Source organism: Paenibacillus tarimensis (assembly GCF_021532315.1).
Classification (GTDB): Bacteria; Bacillota; Bacilli; order Paenibacillales; family Paenibacillaceae; genus Paenibacillus_I; species Paenibacillus_I tarimensis.
This window is the reverse complement of sequence record NZ_JAKGAO010000014.1, coordinates 168,717-187,542: the sequence shown is the minus strand read 5'-3', so window position 1 is coordinate 187,542 and position 18,826 is coordinate 168,717. Positions and strand designations below refer to the sequence as shown.

At 53.4% G+C, this 18,826-nt stretch carries 17 protein-coding genes; 4 read left to right on the top strand and 13 right to left on the bottom strand.

What is annotated here, in order from left to right:
• Positions 1–82 precede the first annotated feature (82 nt).
• Both L1N82_RS16950 and L1N82_RS16945 read right to left on the bottom strand, forming a co-directional pair.
• Positions 83–418 carry a hypothetical protein gene (locus tag L1N82_RS16950; protein WP_235288639.1) on the bottom strand — a complete coding sequence of 112 codons (336 nt, stop codon included), beginning with the start codon at positions 416–418 and terminating at the stop codon, positions 83–85.
• Positions 419–713: 295 nt separating this feature from the next.
• Positions 714–1,100, bottom strand: coding sequence for a hypothetical protein (locus L1N82_RS16945; protein WP_235288638.1), 387 nt, complete (start codon positions 1,098–1,100; stop codon positions 714–716).
• A 266-nt stretch (positions 1,101–1,366) separates the two neighbouring features.
• On the opposite strand from L1N82_RS16945, the gene L1N82_RS16940 reads away from it, so the two are divergent.
• A complete protein-coding gene (locus L1N82_RS16940) occupies positions 1,367–1,723 on the top strand; it encodes a hypothetical protein (protein WP_235288637.1) in 357 nt (118 codons plus the stop codon).
• A 62-nt stretch (positions 1,724–1,785) separates the two neighbouring features.
• Here L1N82_RS16940 and L1N82_RS16935 read toward each other — a convergent pair whose 3' ends face one another.
• Both L1N82_RS16935 and L1N82_RS16930 read right to left on the bottom strand, forming a co-directional pair.
• Positions 1,786–2,412 carry a spore coat protein gene (locus L1N82_RS16935; RefSeq protein ID WP_235288636.1) on the bottom strand — a complete coding sequence of 209 codons (627 nt, stop codon included), beginning with the start codon at positions 2,410–2,412 and terminating at the stop codon, positions 1,786–1,788.
• Positions 2,413–2,475: 63 nt separating this feature from the next.
• Positions 2,476–3,396, bottom strand: a complete 921-nt coding sequence (locus tag L1N82_RS16930) for a DMT family transporter (RefSeq protein WP_235288635.1) — start codon at positions 3,394–3,396, stop codon at positions 2,476–2,478.
• A gap of 205 nt (positions 3,397–3,601) precedes the next feature.
• Here L1N82_RS16930 and L1N82_RS16925 point away from each other — a divergent pair, with 205 nt between their 5' ends.
• Both L1N82_RS16925 and L1N82_RS16920 read left to right on the top strand, forming a co-directional pair.
• Complete coding sequence (locus tag L1N82_RS16925) at positions 3,602–4,156, top strand: PadR family transcriptional regulator (RefSeq protein ID WP_235288634.1); 555 nt, start codon at positions 3,602–3,604, stop codon at positions 4,154–4,156.
• A complete protein-coding gene (locus tag L1N82_RS16920) occupies positions 4,149–4,991 on the top strand; it encodes an alpha/beta fold hydrolase (RefSeq protein ID WP_235288633.1) in 843 nt (280 codons plus the stop codon). The genes L1N82_RS16925 and L1N82_RS16920 overlap by 8 nt, the downstream gene beginning before the upstream one ends.
• On the opposite strand, the gene alr is transcribed toward L1N82_RS16920, so the two are convergent.
• The 5 genes from alr to L1N82_RS16895 form a co-directional block, all read right to left on the bottom strand.
• Positions 4,951–6,297 (bottom strand): alanine racemase, encoded by a 1,347-nt coding sequence (gene alr / locus L1N82_RS16915; RefSeq protein WP_235288632.1) that lies wholly within the window; start codon positions 6,295–6,297, stop codon positions 4,951–4,953. The genes L1N82_RS16920 and alr overlap by 41 nt on opposite strands.
• On the bottom strand, positions 6,294–7,712 hold the full coding sequence (locus tag L1N82_RS16910) for a UDP-N-acetylmuramoyl-tripeptide--D-alanyl-D-alanine ligase (RefSeq protein WP_235288631.1): 1,419 nt from the start codon (positions 7,710–7,712) through the stop codon (positions 6,294–6,296). The genes alr and L1N82_RS16910 overlap by 4 nt, the downstream gene beginning before the upstream one ends.
• Positions 7,709–8,797 carry a D-alanine--D-alanine ligase family protein gene (locus L1N82_RS16905; protein WP_235288630.1) on the bottom strand — a complete coding sequence of 363 codons (1,089 nt, stop codon included), beginning with the start codon at positions 8,795–8,797 and terminating at the stop codon, positions 7,709–7,711. Before L1N82_RS16905 ends, L1N82_RS16910 begins: the two co-directional genes overlap by 4 nt.
• A gap of 244 nt (positions 8,798–9,041) precedes the next feature.
• Positions 9,042–10,376 carry an FtsW/RodA/SpoVE family cell cycle protein gene (locus L1N82_RS16900; protein WP_235288629.1) on the bottom strand — a complete coding sequence of 445 codons (1,335 nt, stop codon included), beginning with the start codon at positions 10,374–10,376 and terminating at the stop codon, positions 9,042–9,044.
• Positions 10,373–10,705 (bottom strand): PadR family transcriptional regulator, encoded by a 333-nt coding sequence (locus L1N82_RS16895; RefSeq protein WP_235288628.1) that lies wholly within the window; start codon positions 10,703–10,705, stop codon positions 10,373–10,375. Before L1N82_RS16895 ends, L1N82_RS16900 begins: the two co-directional genes overlap by 4 nt.
• A 265-nt stretch (positions 10,706–10,970) precedes the next feature.
• On the opposite strand from L1N82_RS16895, the gene L1N82_RS16890 reads away from it, so the two are divergent.
• Positions 10,971–11,177 carry a DUF2536 family protein gene (locus L1N82_RS16890; protein WP_235288653.1) on the top strand — a complete coding sequence of 69 codons (207 nt, stop codon included), beginning with the start codon at positions 10,971–10,973 and terminating at the stop codon, positions 11,175–11,177.
• An 894-nt stretch (positions 11,178–12,071) separates the two neighbouring features.
• On the opposite strand, the gene L1N82_RS16885 is transcribed toward L1N82_RS16890, so the two are convergent.
• The 4 genes from L1N82_RS16885 to L1N82_RS16870 form a co-directional block, all read right to left on the bottom strand.
• Positions 12,072–15,320, bottom strand: a complete 3,249-nt coding sequence (locus L1N82_RS16885; protein WP_235288627.1) for a glycoside hydrolase family 2 TIM barrel-domain containing protein — start codon at positions 15,318–15,320, stop codon at positions 12,072–12,074.
• 63 nt (positions 15,321–15,383) lie between these two features.
• On the bottom strand, positions 15,384–16,208 hold the full coding sequence (locus L1N82_RS16880) for a carbohydrate ABC transporter permease (protein WP_235288626.1): 825 nt from the start codon (positions 16,206–16,208) through the stop codon (positions 15,384–15,386).
• A complete protein-coding gene (locus L1N82_RS16875) occupies positions 16,205–17,077 on the bottom strand; it encodes a carbohydrate ABC transporter permease (RefSeq protein ID WP_235288652.1) in 873 nt (290 codons plus the stop codon). Before L1N82_RS16875 ends, L1N82_RS16880 begins: the two co-directional genes overlap by 4 nt.
• A 173-nt stretch (positions 17,078–17,250) precedes the next feature.
• Complete coding sequence (locus tag L1N82_RS16870) at positions 17,251–18,558, bottom strand: ABC transporter substrate-binding protein (RefSeq protein ID WP_235288625.1); 1,308 nt, start codon at positions 18,556–18,558, stop codon at positions 17,251–17,253.
• Positions 18,559–18,826: the final 268 nt, after the last annotated feature.

The following is an 18,826-nucleotide window of genomic DNA, read 5'->3' as shown; positions in this document are numbered from 1 at the left end:
ATGTATTGTCTATACTCAATATTAATAAGTTCATGTTCGTCCGGTAAGAAAATTACTCACTACGATCTGCTCAAGCCACACCTTAAGTAGTATCAGTTATCTTTTTAAAATCAACAAATAATTTATAGAGCAAATTCTTCTGGAAAATTAACATCCCAGTTTCTCCAATGTTAAGTCTTTTGTAGTCACTTAAATCAGGCACTTTAATATCAACGCATTCGCCTTCAATCTCAAACTCTACATAGTATTCAGTTATTTGTGGTGAATTAGGCACGGCCTTCCACTTATCAATTTTCTTTCTCCGAACAACAGCCACCCTACTAATAGAATCTGTCCCGCTAGGTCTACTCATCTTGCGGACATAGAAATAACCTAAAACAATTAATACCGCAACTGCTGCAACAGTACCTTTTATCAAGTAATTTATTCCTTCCTATATTGTTTTGATATTTTTATGGTACTGACGCGTAATAACACATACTCATGCCAGCCGTTTGTTTCATATTCAATTTGCTACTTAGAAGCGCCATGATGATTTATAAACAGCCATGAATACGAATTTTCCTCAGATTAGGTTAAATACCGGAACAATAACTTCTTGTATAAGTCGCATTATATGTTGCGAGCTAGGACCATCTTCAAACCTCGCTGAATAATTTCAATATCAGCCCCAACCTCTGGTTAAACCCCCATAAACTACCCACTAAGATCTCCTATACTTCCTCTACATAACGAAAAACTTTAGCCGATTTCATTTCCCAGGAAAACTGTTCTCTCTCAAGTCTCAGCACAATCATGCCGTGATAGATTGGTGGTACTACTTCGTCTGCTCTTCTAGAGAACATACAATCGACGATATACTCACTCTTGTTCATTTTGGACTGCCTGATCGAGAGACTGGCATCTTCCAGATTGAAGCCTTTGGCCTTTATATCACTTACAAAGTCATAGAGTGTTGTTTGTACGTCGTAAGGAGCTTCACCTTGATAAGCTGATTTGAGCTCTTGCTTGATAAACCGTTCGGCGGAGAGCATGTACTCGCCTGTATATATGGTAACAATACACAGTCCTATTAATAGAACCGCTAGTATTCTCCTCACCCCAGTGTATCCCCCATTCAATAATTGAGCTGCAACTTCTTTATATATCAGTAATAGTTGTTTTAAGCCACAATTAAAAGATGAATCTGCTTGCAGACTTACAATTTATTAACGTATGTTTATTGATGCGGTGAAGTTAATGCAACCGCTAGTAGTTGAGGTTATAATATAACGGTGCTATCAATGTCAGGTGTACTTAGCAGATAACAAGTCAAATTGAATGAAAAAAATCTTGATAGTATAACAATAACAAAAGGGGAGGAGTTATGGAAAAATTTATTCGTGGAACCCTCTTTTGTACTCTAGTCACATCATTATTAATTATTATTATAGATCAGATTATTGTTCAACCTGGTCAACTGGGCATGGGAGGATTTATAGCAATAGTATATGTCTTGCCTTTAAGTATAGTGGGTTGTTTAATTGGTGAACTTCTACAGAGAGGTCTCAACAAATTAAAGCATACACACCGAATATTCGAACTTGCAATCTTCTTGGGATTAGGATTTGTAATTGGGTTGCTTTTTGTAAATGTATTTCTTTTCGAAGTAGATGATCTGACCTTACCTCTCATATCATCATTGGGTTCTGTTACATTCTACATTGGTCGTAACGATAAATAAGAACATTTCTAAAATCAAACAAGCCCCCCGCATCCGCGGAGGGCTTCTTCTCAGTTCAATGCTTAGATCATATGGCGCACGCCGGTGTAGCTGCCGCCCATGCCGCCTGTCGTGGCCGTGATGCCCATACCGGCAGCCATTGGCTGGAACGTCTGGGACATCTGCTGGATATCGTTCATCGGCATGCTTGGCACTTCGTAGTAGCCTCTGGCGTTCATCAGCTGCCAGATTTCGTAGGCCATCTGCTGGCAGTTGTTCGCAGCCATGACATGCAGGGCACGAAGCTCCGGATCTACGCACTCAGTTGCCCACATCATGCCGAACACCGAGCCGGCTTTGTGTGTAAGCAGGATCGCCGTCGAGATGGTGATGTCATTCACTCGGGACGGGCTCTCCATGTTCATCACCGGTGCCGGAATCATATGCGGGTCCTGGAAGCCGGTGTGCGGACGGTATTGCGCCTGCGGCTGGTACATGCTCAGGCGGGACATATCCATCCCCTTATTCTGTAGTACACTTACGGCGCGCTGCAGCGTCGAGTTCATCGATTGAATATGGCGTTGCAGCATGTCCTTCATGTCACGGTCCGACGTCATGGATGCGAACAAGCTGTGCAGCTCGATATCGCAGGTTATCTTTCTCAGCAGCTCGGTTGTAGCCAGAAATTCATGGGATGCCCAGGTTCTCATTATCCAAAATCCACCCTTCCAGGAATATGTTGACCTGGTTATTATCCCTTCTGCAGGCGGCTATTATTCAGCTGCGACTCCCACATTATTCACCTTGCTGCGCCGCCTGCCTGGCGGACGGTTAACGAAATAAATACTGCTGAGAATGAACAGAAAGCCTGCCACCAGCGACAAGGTGAACGGTTCGTTGAAGAAGATCGTGCCAATCACTATAGCGACCAGCGGGATCAGGAATGTAAATGAGGCAACCTTGCCCGCTTCACCCGAATCCATCAGACGATAGAAGACGATCCAGCCGATCCCGATTACCAGAATCGCAATGAACAGCAGCGTCGCAATGAAGGACGGCGCCCATACGATATCCGACCAGCTCTCCACACTGGAGCCGACTGCGGTCGTGAACGCTCCGCCAATGATCAGCTGCAGCGTGACCAGCCAGATCGGGTCCACTCTTGGCGTTACCTTCTTCACATAGATCGTGCCGAGCGCCCAGCTCAGCGAGGAGCCGAGGGCCAGCAGCACGCCAGCAACCGAGATATGGCCGGACAGCCCGTCAGCTCCGCTGCTGATTATGGCTACCCCGGTGAAGCCCATGATCAGGCCTGTTATTTTCAGCACATTCATCGATTCACCCAGCCACATCCAGGCGAACAAGCCGACCAGCACCGGCTGCAGGAACACGATCGCCGAGAACAGCCCCGCCGGCAAATATTCAAGCCCGATCGTCTGCAATCCGTAGTAGAGCACCACGTTCACGACCGCCGAGATGAAATAGATGTGCCAGGTTTCCTTGAACCGGAGCCGTTTGAACCGGGGAACCGCAACAAGCAGCAGGACAAGCCCGCCGATCAGCGTCCGGGTCCCCGAGAACAGCACGGGCGGCATATAGTTCAGCGCATATTTGGACAACGGCCAGTTAATTCCCCACACCACAATTAGAAAAACAAGCAGCAGCCCCGTCTGCAGCTTCGTCAGTTTATTCATCTCCCATTTCTCCTTACCCGTCAGTCACGGATATCAAATTCAACTGTTAATCATACGCTCCTTACCTTAAGTAATCAACTTCAGATATGTGAAGTTTTTCATAACCTATATACATACCTAATAGGTATATGGTAGTCTCAGGAAGAGCACGCACGCAGTGAGCAGCTGCGGTAATATGAATCCCACTCGCAAGGAGGCAGACTGGATGGAATTCGTGATTCTTGGCCTGCTGCTGATTCGCAGCCTGTCCCAGTATGACATCAAGGCCATTCTGGAGCGGAAAATATCACCCTTCTACAGCCCCAGCCTCGGCAGTATTCAAGCAGCACTGAAGAAACTGCAGGCTCGAGGCCTCACCCAGCTGCAGGCTGATGAGAACAGCCCTCGCGGCAGGAAGCTGTATACCATAACGGCCGAGGGCAAGCAGCACTTCATGACCTGGATGCTGGCGCCGTTCTCGCACGGCCGGCTCGAGCAGGAGGCGACGACGAAGCTCTTCTTCCTTGGACTTGTATCGCCTGCTGAACGCTTAGCCATTGTGCGGGAGATGACGAGGGTGCTGGAAGCGAATGTTCAAGAGTACGAGACGGCATATACAGAAGCCAACACCCGTATGGGTTCAGGCGGAACGCCCGTACATCTCGCGGAGGTTGCCCGGTTTCAGCTGAAGACGCTGGAGCTTGGGCTGCATGACCAGCGCAGCATGCTGGCGTGGTTTACAAGTCTTGCAGAGGAACTGGAGGCGGAGACCGATGGATAATACGAAGAACACGAAGAAATTGACGTTCAAGAACGCCAGCATTGTATACACGGTGAGCGGGAACAAGGGCGGGGAGACAATCCTGATGCTGCATCCGGCGTTCACGGATCGGACGATCTTCGAGCCGCAGCTCGCCTATTTCCAGGAGCGGTATCAGCTCGTTCTCGTCGATATGCCGGGTCACGGGGAAAGCCAGGTCGGCGGAACCAAGGTCACACTTGAGGATATACCGGACATTCTGGACCGTATTCTATCTGAAAATAACATCGCTGCCTGCCATGTCCTCGGCGTCTCGCTCGGCTCTCTGGCAGCGCAGGCCTTCGCCGATCGCTTCCCTGACAGAGTGAAATCCGTGATCGTCGTTGGCGGGTACTCCGTACACAAGGCCAATGCGCCGATCCTGAAGGCCCAGCGCCGGGAAGGGCTGCGGTGGCTGTTCTACATTCTCTTCTCTATGAAGAAATTCCGCGCTTATGCCGCCGCTATGGCGTGCCATACAGCCGAAGGCCGGGCGCGGTTCGCACGCGGTGCAGCGCATTTCAACCGGCGGTCGTTCGCCGCAATGTCGGGTACGAGCCGTTATCTCGTCCCGCGCTCAGAGCCTGTTGCCTACCCGCTGCTGCTGGTTATCGGCGAGCATGATCTGCAGCTGGTCCGTGATGCGGCAGCCGAGCTGCAGCAGCTTGAACCCGGTGCCGAGCTGGTGCTTATCCCGGATTCCGGCCACTGCGTTAACGTCGATACGCCGGATGTATTCAACAGGCTTGTGGGCAGCTTCCTGCAGCGCCTGCGCTCTACTTCGAACAGCGCGGAACACGGGCCGACAGGTGGGTGAGAATCTCCTGCGGGATGGTGCCGATATAATCGGCCATCTGCTGCACCGTAATTTCGCGGTCTCCCTGCCGGCCCAGCAGTGTGACCTTGGTACCAACCGTACATCGATGCGGCAGCCGGATCATCAGCTGATCCATGCAGACATTGCCGGCAATCGGTGCCTTCTTCCCCTCCACCAATACGTGAAAATGCTTCAAGCTGCGGAAATAGCCATCCGCATAGCCGACCGGGATGGTTGCAATCCACTCATCCGCCGCAGCTTGATACGAATTGTCGTAACCCACATACGAACCGGCGGGCACCTTCTTTACATGAACGATTTCCGCATGCAGAGAGATCGTCGGCTTCAGCTCGATCCCAACCTCACGCCGCACATCTTCGCCATACGGATACACGCCATGCAGCGCCGCGCCGACCCGCACCATATCCATCGCCAGCTGGGGAAAACGCATCGCCGCCGCACTGTTCGCACAGTGTGCGACCACACCGCGGAAGCCGCTGTCGCCAACCCAGCGGCGCATCTCATAGAACCGCATCAGCTGCCGGCTGTAATAGGCCATATCATGATGATCGGCTGTAGCAAGATGGGTGTAGACCCCTTCCACAGAATAAGCGCCTGAACGCAGCAGCGGCACCATCCGCTCGAATTCCTCCCGCTCCCGCAGGCCGATCCGCCCCATCCCGGTGTCCATCTTGATGTGCACGGAGAGCTTTCCAGCTGTCATCTTGTACCGCATGGCCTCTGCCAGCCATTCTGCCTGAAACACAGGAACCGCCGCCCGGTGATGGATCGCCAGGTTAATATCCTGCGGCCGGATCGGAGTTAGCACCAATATGGGCGCTTCAATGCCGTGCTGCCTGAGCCGGACGGCCTCATCCAGCACACTGACAGCAAGCTGGTCCGCTCCGGCCTTCAGCACAGCGTTGGCAGAAGCGATCAGCCCATGACCATAAGCATCCGCCTTCACGACGGCCATGAACTGTGTCTCCTGCGGGAGCCTGCTCTTGATCATGCGCAGATTGGCGCCAATATGATCCTCATGCACCTCCAGCCAGACCGGGCGGCGGTCAGCGGTCACTCCGGTGTGCTGCTCCGCTGTTGCAGCCGCAGAACTGGGGGCTGCCATAGTTCCTGCTATGGTGTCTGATTTGGTGCCTGATTTGGTGCCTGATATGGTGCCTGATACAGTGTCTGCTGTAGTGTCTGATTTGGTGCCTGATTCGGTGCCTGATTTGGTACCTGATATCGTGCTTGATGTGGTCTCTATCATGGCCCTTGTCCTGGCCCCTGTCATGGTCCCTCTCATGACGCCACACTCTCCTCTGTCCGAAGCGCAGTAATAATCTCCTCCAGCTGCAGGGCCCGTGAGCCCTTGATCAGCACCACGCTTGGTTCTCTCAGCTGCTCCCGCAGCAGTTCGGTGATCGCTGCCTTATCCGCACAGTGCAGCACGGCTGCCTGCGGATAACGGATACGCGCCGCTGCTCCCAGCTCCGCGGCCATTTCCCCGATGGTCACCAGCAGATCGATCTGCTCCATCTGAAGCTCGCTGCCGATACCCCGGTGCAGCTCCGCTGCTTCCTCGCCAAGCTCAACCATGTTACCGATGACGGCGATTTTCTTCTTGTCCGGATGTACGCAGTACAGCATATCCAGCGCCGCCCGCAGGCTCGCCGGGTTGGATTTGTACGCATCATTAATGACCAAACTCGAGCCCAGACGGATTTGCTCGTTGCGCATTCCGGTCACCGCCGCCTCACGCAGTCCCTGCCGGATATTCTCATACGTTACACCGCAATACCGCGCCGCCGCAATCGCGCCAAGCGCATTGAGCATCTGATGCCGGCCGAGGAGCGGCGTGAACAGCACCGGGCATGCCCGGTCCGAGATTGTGAAGGTCGTGCCGGTCTCATTCGTCACATAGCCGGTCGGGTAATAGGCATGCCCGGCTTCCGAGCCGAACGGGACAAGCTTGAGCTCGTCAATAAGCGGATTCGCACCAAGCGCCCGGACGAACTGCGGATTATCCGCATTATAGATGAGGGGGCTGCCGGGCTGCAGGCCCTGCATGATTTCGAGCTTCGCTTCAATAATCCGCTCCCTGGTATGGAGATCGCCCAGATGCACCTCGCTGATGCTCGTAATAATGGCTGCATCCGGCTGTGCCAGACGGCTCAGCATGGCGATCTCGCCCAGATCCGACATCCCCATCTCCACAACGGCCATCTCCGTATCCTCTTCCAGCTGCAGCAGCGTCAGCGGCACACCCAGATGATTGTTGAAGTTGCCCGGCGTCTTCTGCGTCTTGTAGGTGGTAGCGAGCAAGCCAGCCAAAATATCCTTCGTCGACGTCTTGCCGTTGCTGCCTGTAATCCCGATCACCTTCGTCTTTAGCTGGCTGCGGTAGGCAGCCGACAGCTGCTGGATCGCGGTCAATGTGTCATCCACGAGCAGCAGCGGGATGGTCAGGCCATCCGGGATCACAACGTCCCGGCACCACAGCGCGGCAGCCGCGCCATTGTTCACCGCATCCTGCACAAAATCATGCCCGTCAAACCGTTCGCCCCGGATCGGCACGAACAGACTGCCCGGCTTTGCCGCGCGGGTATCCGTCATAACGCCTTCAATCAGCTGGCCTGCCTTCACCCCTGCATTCGTATTCGTGTTCGCAAGCTCAGCCCCAGCCATAACCGCGAGCTCGCTAATGGTCCTTCTAATCATGCTTCCACCCCCTGAATTGCTGTCATCTGTTTGCCTGCATGGCGCTCCATCGCAAGCTCAATAAGCCGGTCAAGCAGCTGTGTGTAGGTTGTTCCCGCCGTCTTCTCCCATAGTACGGGGAACATGCTGTTTTTCGTAAAGCCGGGCAGCGTGTTCACTTCGTTGAGATAGATATCTCCACGGTCCGTCACGAAGAAATCCGTCCGCATCAGTCCGCTTCCATCCAAGGCACGGAACAGGGACAGCGCCATGGCGCGCAGCTTCTCATAGACCGGGGCGGATAGTATGGCAGGAATACGCTTGATGAGCGTGCCGCTTTCGTATTTTTTCTCATAGCTGAAAAAGTCCGCTTCCCTCACAAACTCGCCCGCGACCGAGCAGACCGGCCGCTCATTGCCGAGCACCGCAAGCTGTACCTCCCGCCCCTTGATTTCCTGCTCCACCAGAACCTTGCCGTCATAGCGGAGCGCTTCCGTGATGGCCGCCACCAGCTCATTCCGGCTCGCACAGCAGCTGATCCCGATGCTCGACCCGAGCTTCGCAGGCTTCACATAGCATGGATAGCCGATCAGCGTTTCGATCCGCTGGCACCACTGCGCCTCCTCCTGCTCCCAGTCCTGGCGGTGGAAGTACAGATATTCGGACTGGGGAATGCCTGCGGCTGCGGCTATTTTCTTCGTCATCGTCTTGTCGATGGAAGCCGCCGATGCGCCTACCCCGTTGCCGACATACGGAATGTTCAGCAGCTCCAGCATGCCCTGCACCGTGCCGTCCTCTCCGTACTCGCCGTGCAGCGCCGGGAAGACACACGCCCCGCCGTCTCCATCTGCAGCCAGCCTGGCCAAAAAATCAGCCGCCGACCGGGCGGCGCTTCCTGTGCTGCCCGTCTGTGCACGCAGCTCCTCCACCGAAGCAAGCTCATGCGTTACCGGCTCCAGCGGCTGCCAGCAGCCCTCCTTGGAAATATAGACCGGAACCACGCGGTACAGCTGTTTGTTCAATCCATTGATGATGGTCATGGCCGTTACCAGCGACACCTCATGCTCGGGCGATCTGCCCCCGCAAAGCACATATATATTTTTCATCCTATTACTCTCTCCTCCGAAATCGGCAGCGCCGTGGATTTCATGCTTGTCTCCAAGTATAGGGGGCAACCTTTTCTTTTCCGGAAAGAAAGTATTAACGTTCCTTACGATTTCATTTAAGAAAGTCTTAAATAATGTTTAAGCTGCGAGCGGCAGGCGGTGACAACAGTGGCAGCAAAAAAACCGCAAGCTGGCGCAATAGGCGCCATGCCTGCGGTTTCTGTTATAGGTGTGTGTATTTGGATTAACGTGTTGCTTGCCGGGCTGTACTGGATGATCCCCGCGGGATGATATCCTTACGGCGGTATACGCTGAGCAGCAGTCCGAGCAACAGGAAGTCAGTCACTGTATTCGTGCCACCGAAGCTGACAAAGGGGAGCCGCACACCTGTAAAGGGCGCCAGCCCGATGATCATCAGTACCGACCACGAAATCTGAACCATGAACAGTGCAGCTATCGCTGCTGTCAGACCTTGTCCGAACGGCTCGCGTGCCTTCTTTGAAACCTTAATAGTCCGATAAAAGAAGCTTACAGCCATTGCAATTAATCCACCGCCCGCCACCCAGCCGAAACAGTAAATAAAGTAGGGCAGCAGCGTATCTGTATGTATATAAGAGAGCCAGTCATTTACAGCGGAGAAGCCATTGCCCCACCAGTCTCCATCTTGGATGGCCTTAAGAGTGCTTGTATAATAATAACCATCCCCTAGCGGGTCATCCTTCGCATACATAAATGATAACAGCCGATCCCGCAATCGCTCGGATGAATATAAGGTAACGAGCAATAGGCCGATCCAAGCCATAAGTATGCCCACAAGTTGAGTCCATCTGATCCGCATTCGTACTAACACAGCTACCAGTGCAGCCATATAGATGACGCCCTCCGTATAGACCCCCATCTGCATAAACAGAATGACAGGCAGCAGCCCCCGAAAAGTAAACTGCAACGCGATTTCCTTCCAGCCCAACTGGTAGGCAGGACGCATGCCGGAGAGTCCGATAATGAGCAGAATTATAGCCATTCTGGGTACGTATATGACCAGCGAAGCAATACCTATCCATGCCGATATGCCGTTGACTTTAATCGCAACTAGCGGACTTATCGCAAGCAGTACTAACCCTGCCGCGAAGAACAGCTCCGACCAGCGTCTCAGCTTGCGGTAATCGAAGAACCAGAAGACTGCCATTATAGCTATCCCTGTTCCGGCAAAGAACAGCTGTTTATCGAGAAGCCCATTCATGCCATTCTCCAACTTCTTATAGACGGTATCGACATTAAACATCATAAAGATCCCAGTACCCGCCAGCAGCAGCACCAAGATGAGCAGTCCCCACTCTGTTCTTGGGCGATGAGCCGCATGCATCCCTTGTCCGATTCCAACCGGGTCCCCCATCGCCACGATCGCCTTCTGCACTGCCTCTTCCTCCGATGCCCCGCTTGCCATCGCCGCTTCCATATGATCCTCAATATGTGCATACAGCTCTCTCTTGATCTCCTCGTGCACCTCCCTAGCCCTTACCTGCTCGCAGACTGCTGCCGCAAACTGCCGGACCTTGGGATGATCGGTTATCTGCATCATACGCCCCCCTCCCCAATCACCCGGTCGACGGCCGTGCGGAACAGCTGCCACTCTGCTTTGCGCTCTTTTACATGCTGCTTCCCCTTGTCCGTAATCCGGTAATATTTGCGCTTGCGTCCGTCATGCACCTGCCAGTAAGACTCAACCCAGCCCTCAGCCTCCAGCGTATGCAAAATCGGATACAGCGTCCCTTCCTTAAACGCGAATACCCCTTCCGACTGCCGCTCGATTTCGCGAATCAGCTCATAGCCGTACTGGTCCTTCTTGGCAAGCGTCGTCAGCACCAGCACAGCCGTACTGCCTTTCAACAGCTCCTTGTTCACTTTCATAAGGCTTTCATCCTTTCCCTTTCCTCCTGTGGAACAGTGCGGTAAGAAGCATACTGGTATTCGGGGGAAACACCTTGCTTCTCTTACCAGTCTCCCCATACCTAGATTAACGATACATAGTTATTCTAGGTATTAGTCTACACGTTAGCCCTCCATTTGACAAGTCCTGGAATGCAGCTATTATACAAGATGCAAGTCATACCGCTGCAATTGTATAATAGGAGCAGATGAGGGAATGATTTTAACCGTAGGAGTTGAACCGGGTATGGACTTTATTTTGGACAAAATGGAGCATAAGATCGAGTTCTTTCAGGACTACGACCTGAAGGCGCTTGAACGCAGAATTGAGGAACAGATTGATCTCAACAAGGCCCTGATGCTCGGCGTGCATTCCGTGCAGCATCAGATTACCTTTGATCCGAACCGTAACAAGATGCTGTATTCGGCTGTGGTGCATTTTCGCGCAAGCTAGAACTGCCAATTATAACAGCCGGTGTCCCGGCATAAAACCGCCCGCCCCGTGACACAATGAGACCGCTGACCTTTACGCCAGAGCGGGACGGGGGTGACAGCAGATGAGCAAGCAGCAGGGACACGCAGCCCAAAACACAACGAAGAGAACCCACGACCGCAAGAGCAACGCCAAAGGCAACAACCATTAATTTTGCAGCTTAGCCAAGGTACACGGATGCCTCCTCTTGAATGAGGGGGCTTTTGAGCATGCCTATGCTTCCGCGTGATGCGCCCATGTATTTCTGACAACAACTAACAAGGCAGCTGCTTTTTCCCCGAGGGAAAAGCCATCCGAGCATTTCTAACGAAATTTACGCACGCTATTCGTTTCTTTTTCCCGCTTCCAGCCCGCTAACGAATGTGAGCCGCGGTATTTGGCTTATCCGGGCATGAATTCGGCACTTTTTTGCACAATAGCGTTGCACAGATTCGTTACAGCACAGACTGGCCTTCTACAGCCCAAATAACGTGTGCAGGATTCGTTAGCCGTCCTTCCAACAACTCAACAACTGGCTGAAAGAAGCGGTGTGACTAGCCTCCAGGCATCTGCGCCGCATCTCGGGGTCTCAAGTCTTGGACGGATTGGTCAACAACCCGCAAAAAGCAAAAGACTCCACCCCTGCAAGGGTGAAGCCTTCAGACAAGAAGAAACGCCGGAACCAGATGTAATCCGGTAAAAGGATCGGGTAGACACCCTCCCTTTCTTACATTTATTATTAACCTAATCATACCATATATATACAATGATGTGAGCCTATTGGAGTATGCCTGCCGCTAGACAGAAACCTCCTCATAACTTTAATAAGCCCGGAACTCCTCACAGGGAGTCCCGGGCTGTTCCTAATCCACCTTATTAAATCCGCTCAATCGTAAACGCAAACTCCAAATCCTCATCGGCCTTGATCCGGTACTCCTCGTGGACCGGCGAGCCCCAGCTGTCATCGCCGCCGACGCCCATCTGGCGGCCGGCCACCGTGATCACGGTGTAGTGAACCGGCGGCAGCTCGTAAGGATGGTTCGCATTCTCCAATTCGAAGGCTGTGTACGGCGAGATGCCGCACTCCACCGGCTGTGAAGCGGGTGCGGTAATCTTGATGCCGCGTCCACTCCGGTCCGTCACACTTACGCGGCGCACACCGGTGCGGTTGCCCGATTCCTGAGGCATGAGATAACCTGCCACATTGTCCGCTGCTGTATTGCGGAATGTACACAGTCTGGCGCCATAGGCACGGTCGCTGTAATTCTCCTCCGGCCCCATTGCATACCACTCAAGCTGGTCATAATCGGCTGGCACCTTGAAGGAGACACCGACGATCGGAATATCCGGCAGTCCCGCAGCACCTTCGTAGCGTGAAACGACGCGGACACTTCCATCCCGCTGCACCGTGTAGGCAACCGTCATGCGCACCTGTTCACTAACTGCAAAACGGTATTCAAACGCCACGGTGATGCCTTCCGCTACTTCCGTCACCTTCACATCGGTGCATCTGCGGGCATGGCTCGCCATGAACCAGACACCACGTTCGAAGCCCATCCGCGCACCCTTATCGTTGTCCGTGGACGCCCGCCAGAACTGCGGAGCAGGCGGATAGGCAATCATCTCGCGACCCGCATAGCTAAGCGACACCAGGCTGCCCGCTCCCTTGGAGAACAGCACACTGAAATCCCTGCCGTGAACGCCGATGTTAACATCGCCTTCGACCAGACGCAGGCCTCTCGTGCCCGCAACAGATCCCGCAGACGCCGCTTGTGTGTCCGCTGTCCCTGCAGTCCCGGCTGTACCAGCTGTTATTCCAGCGGCCCCCGAAGTACCAGCTATTCCGTACATCCCTGCTGCTGCCCCTTTTCCTGATCCAGCAGCACTGTCCTCCACCACAAACACATGCTGCCCGAACGCCACCTCATGTCCGGCATCCGCCCACAGGTTGGATTCCCGCAGCTGCAGCGACGCGTCAATGGTATACTCGCCTGGCTCCGCAGGCTGCGGCAGATCATGCCGTACGCGTCCTTCAGCCTCCGGCTCCACATTCAGCTCGATTACGCAGCCAGCCAGCGGTTCGCCTTCCCGGTACAGCGTGCATACGAGCTCATAAGCATCCGTGCCGGTGAACAGGTTCTCGTTCTTCACGGTTACGCCTTCCCGGTCTACCGTCAGCTTGATATTCTGGTACAGGAACTTGACCTCCTGCATCTTCGGCGAGACCTTGCGGTCCGCATACACAATACCGTTCCCGCAGAAGTTGTAGTCGGTCGCCCGGTCGTCGAAATCTCCGCCGTACGCCAAATATTCCTCGCCATAGCGGTTCTTCTTCATAATGGCCTGGTCGATATAATCCCAGATGAACCCGCCCTGGTACATCGGATATTTCTGCTCCAGCTCCGTGTACTTGTGCATGCCGCCCACCGAGTTGCCCATCGCATGCATGTACTCGCAGCTGATATACGGCTTCTCCGGATCATTCTGCAGATATTCCTCGATCTGTGCGGGCTTTGCATACATCCGGCTTTCCATGTCGCTTGTCGCGCTGTAATTACGGTCGTAGAACACGCCCTCGTAATGCACCAGCCGGCCAGGGTCCACAGAGTGGAAGTACTTCGTCACATTAAGCAGCACTTCGCCCGCATAGGATTCGTTGCCGCAGGACCAGATCAGGATCGAGGGATGGTTCTTGTCGCGCTCGTACATCGATACGGCCCGGTCCATCACGATCGGCTCCCATTCCGGCCTGCTGCCCGGCACAACCCAGGATGGTTCTACCGCACCCATCTTCTGCCACGAGCCATGCGTTTCCAGATTCATCTCATCGATCAGATAGATGCCGTACTCGTCACACAGCTCATACCACAGGGTTTGGTTCGGGTAATGCGAGGTTCGAACAGCATTCAGATTGTTCTTCTTGATCGTGCGGATATCCCACAGCATATCTTCCTTCGTCACAGAGCGGCCTCTGCGGCAGTTGAATTCGTGCCGGTTAACCCCTTTGAACACGATTCGCTTGCCGTTCAGGTGCATGATCCGGTCCTTCATCTCAAACCGGCGGAAGCCCACCCGCTGCGGCACAACCTCCACCAGCCGGCCTGCCTCGTCAAACAGCTGGACATACAGCGTATATAAGTTCGGCTCCTCCGCGCTCCACAGCTTAACCTCACCCGCTTCGAGCGCAAGCTCCGTTACCTGATCGGACAGATCCGCCTCGACCGAAGCAATGGTGTCGCCAGAAGCATCACACAGCTCCAGCAGCACACCGCCTTTAATACGGGAACCCGCGCTGCCTGAAGCACCGTTATTAGCGCCCGAATCGCTGCCAAGGCCCGATCCAGCACTCTTCCTGCCGCCAGCACCCCGCTGTGCCGAAGCAGCCAGGTTCAGCCTTACGGACAAGCTGCCCTGCTTATAGGCATCATCGAGCTCTGTGCGGACTGACAGGTCCCGCACATGCAGCTCAGGCACGGTATACAGATACACATCGCGGAAAATACCGGAGAACCGCCAGAAATCCTGGTCCTCCAGCCAGCTTCCTGTGCTGCGCTGGTAGACTTCAACGGCAAGCCTGTTCTCTCCATCCTGCACATATTCAGACAAGTCAAACTCCGCCGGTGTGAAGCTGTCCTCGCTGTAGCCGACGAACTTGCCGTTAAGCCATACGTAGAAAGCTGACTCCACTCCCTGAAAGGAGATGTACAGCGGCTTGCCCTTCATCGCCTCCGGCACCTCAAACCATGTCAGGTAGCTGCCAACCGGGTTATGGTCCTGCGGAATCTCCGGCGGACGAAGATGATCGTAGCCATCCCAAGGATACATCGTGTTCACATACTGCGGCCTGCCATGGCCCTGAAGCTGGATATGCCCCGGCACCTCAATCTCACTCCAGCCTGCCGCGGGGAAATCCTGCTCATAGAATCGCTCCGGCCTGCTAGCCGGGTTTACCGCATAATGAAACTTCCACATGCCGTTCAGACTGTGCCGCATCCCCATAGGACCCGCCTGTATCGCTTCCTCTAGGGTGCTGTAATAGCGGTGGTCCGAATGCGCCGGCAGACGGTTAACCGCGAATACATTCACATCTGTCAGCCAATCCAATGTCGGTTTTGCTGCTTGCATCATGTCCTGCTCCTCTCCGGATACTGGCCTGTTATTCCATTCTTGTTCCTGCTTATTACTTTATTACTTCACAGAGCCCATCATCCCTGCAACGAAATGCTTCTGCATCAGGAAAAATACCAGCGCTGTCGGAACGGTCGCGATTACAATCGCCGACATAATGACTCCATAGTCGGGTGCGTAGCTGGAGCCGAGATTCGAGATAACGAGCGGCACGGTCTGATTCTCCGGCGACTGCAGCACGACCAGCGGCCACATATAGTTATTCCAGCTTGCCATGAATGTGATAATCGCCGCTGCCGCATAGGTCGTCTTCATCGTCGGCATGTAGATGCGGAAGAACAGACCCAGTTCGCTGAGACCATCCATCCGGCCGGCCTCCAGCATATCCTTCGGAAACATCTTCGTGCTCTGCCGGAAGAAGAAGATCAGGAATGCCGTCGTAATGGTCGGCAGCACGACAGCAGTCAGCGTATCGATGCCGATCGACGGCACGCTTCTTGAAGCGCTTGCGAACATCCGGTAGAGCGGCACCATCAGGGACGCGAACGGAATCATCATCGACAGCAGCAGAATGTTAAACACAATATCCTTAGCCCGGCTGCGGTACACCTCGAAGCCATATCCGGCAAGCGAGGAAATCAGCAGCGCCAGCAGGGTTGTCACAACCGACACCTTCAGGGAGTTCATCAGCGCATTCACGATATCAACCTGACTCGTCAGATTCCGGATATTCTCAATCAGGTGTGAGCCCGGAAGCAGCCTCCCCTTGGTGACATCCACCGACTTGTTCGTCGCGCTTACTACCATCCAGAGGAACGGAAAAATCGAAATAGCGGACACGCCAATCAGAAATGCGTAAGTGAAGATACGTCTTGGTTTTATCATTTGCGGTCACCTGCCACTTTGAACTGGATAATGGACAAGACGATAATCATAATGACAATCGAATAAGACACAGTCGCCGCGTAGCCGAAGTCAGCCGTATACTTGAACGACAGGTTGTAGATGTACTGGGAAATCGTCATTGTCGAATTACCCGGTCCGCCGCGCGTAATGTTCATCACTTCATCGAACAGCTGCAAGGTACCGATTGTCGAGGTAATTGACGTAAACAAGATAATCGGCTTAAGCAGTGGGACGGTGATGCTGAAGAACTGGCGGGTTGACGAAGCTCCGTCGATCCGGGCCGCTTCATAGATCGAGTTATCGATATTTTGCAGCGCAGACAGATAGAAAATCATGTTGTATCCCGTCCAGCGCCAGGTGATAGCGATTACAATCGTTACCTTAGCCCAGAACGGGTCGGTAATCCACTGTATCGGCTCCGTAATCAGATGAAGCTTCATCAGCGCCATATTCACGATGCCGTCACCTGCGAACAGATACTTGAAGACAACGGAATAGGCAACCAGCGATGTAACACATGGCAGGAATATCGCCGTGCGGAAGAAGCCCTTGAACTTCAGCTTGCTGTCATTCAGCAGCACTGAGATGAATAGTCCGAGCAGAATCATCGCCGGCACCTGAATAATCAGATAGATGAAGGTATTGCCGACTGCCGTCAGGAATGTCTTATCTATGAAGAGCCGCTTGTAGTTATCGAGACCCGTATATTCGAGATTTGCCCCTGTCCCCGTCTTGAAGGACAGCAGTAAAGCCTGGAACATCGGGTAGAAGTAGAACGTGATGATCAGAATAACCGACAGGCCCACGAAGAGCCAGCCGATCAGATTCATTTTCTTGTGGCTGCTCATCCCCGTCTTGACGTTAACGCCGCTGTCCTTGCCGAGGGCAGGTTTAACCGCTGAGCTCATTGACCATCTCTCCTTTCCTTCTGGTGTCCAAAATAAAAACCTTGGCGCGTATCCGCCTGCTCCTAAAGCGTCTTGTTCAGGAGGGAGCAGGCGAACGCCCAAGGTCAATCGGGTTATTTCAGCTGTGCTTCCGCCTGGGCCTGTGCATCTGCCAGTGCCTTATCCAGGTCTTTACCGTTCAGGTAATTCTGCATTTCAACGATCAGAATATCTTCAATTGCATAGGTATGCATGCCGTAGTTTACGTTAGGAATCTGTTCAGTCCACTTGGCGAAATCCGCCACAATGTTCTGTCCGCTGAAGAACTCGTCGCTCTTCTCATAGGCCGTACCGGCGGCTGCTTCCTTCAATGTGCCGAGTGCTCCGATATCGGTCAGCAGCTTCTGATACATCTCCACATCCGAGCCGAATGTCTTCGCCAGGAAATCCGCCGCCGTCTCTGAACCCGGCACATTCAGCACATACCAGGAGCTGCCGCCAAGGTTGGAAGCGTGAACCGAATCCGGCTGGTTTGCCAGGACCGGAAGCGGAGCAATCGCCCACTTGCCTGCTTGTGAAGCTTCTGCCTTAATGGATGGCGTAATCCAGTTGCCGGTCGGCACGGATGCCACTTCACCGCTGTTGAAGCCTGCTACGAACTGGCTCCAGTCCGAATGCATGCGCACAATATTATTTTCCATCATGGCCTTGTACACCTCGAACGCTTCCTTCAGCGCCGCGTTATCCGCCAGGTTCGGTGTTGTGCCATCCTCCTTCAGCACCCAGGAGCCTGCAGACTGCGCCATCATACGAAGGATGCCGAGGTCGTTCGGATCAAGCGAGATCATATTCTTGCCTGTCTTCTCCTTCACAGCCTTGCCGATCTCGATATATTCGTTCCAGGTAATGTCCTGCAGGTCTTCTAGCGTGTAGCCCGCCTGCTCCAGGTAATCCGTTCTCACATAGAGACCGGTGACGCCGGAATCGAACGGTACACCGTACTGCTTGCCGTCATGGCTGGTCGGCCCGATCTTATACTCGGCAAAATCGCCAGCGTTGATATGAGTGGACAGATCCACGAACATATCCGGGTATGCCTGCAGGAAGCTCTGCGCACGGTAGTCCTCGATGAGCACGATGTTCGGCAGACCTTTGGTCGTTCCGGAGTTAAGGCCCGTATTCATCTTCTGAATCACATCATTCTGTGCATATTCAATTACATTAATCTTCGCATCCGGATTGTCATCCGCATAAGCTGCCTTGGCAATTTCCAGTGCCGCGATGTTAAAGGACGGGTCCCAAGCCCAGATGGAAATCTCCTTCGCTGCAGCTCCTGTATCCGATCCCCCGGCATTCGAGCTGCCTTCCTGGTTAGATGAGTTCGACGAGCATGCGGTTAACATCAGCATACCGGCGAGCAGCAGTGTCCATGCTTTCTTCATTGCGTCTCTACCCCCTAAGATTGTTGGGCAAGCACTGTTAATGTAAGCGCTTGCTGTTCTATGGCTTTATGTTAGCACCTGAGCTGAACCGTCCGTTAGTACGATCTTTATCTTGATTTGTGTTATTATTATTACTCTTGTATCCGCTTTCTTTTTTCGGTTGTACTTTCTTTAGAATTTGTAAATTCTTTTGTTTTTGGACAAGAATTGCACGCTATCGCCCCTATATCTAAAACATATGGAATTATCTGGGCGAACAAATGGTTAA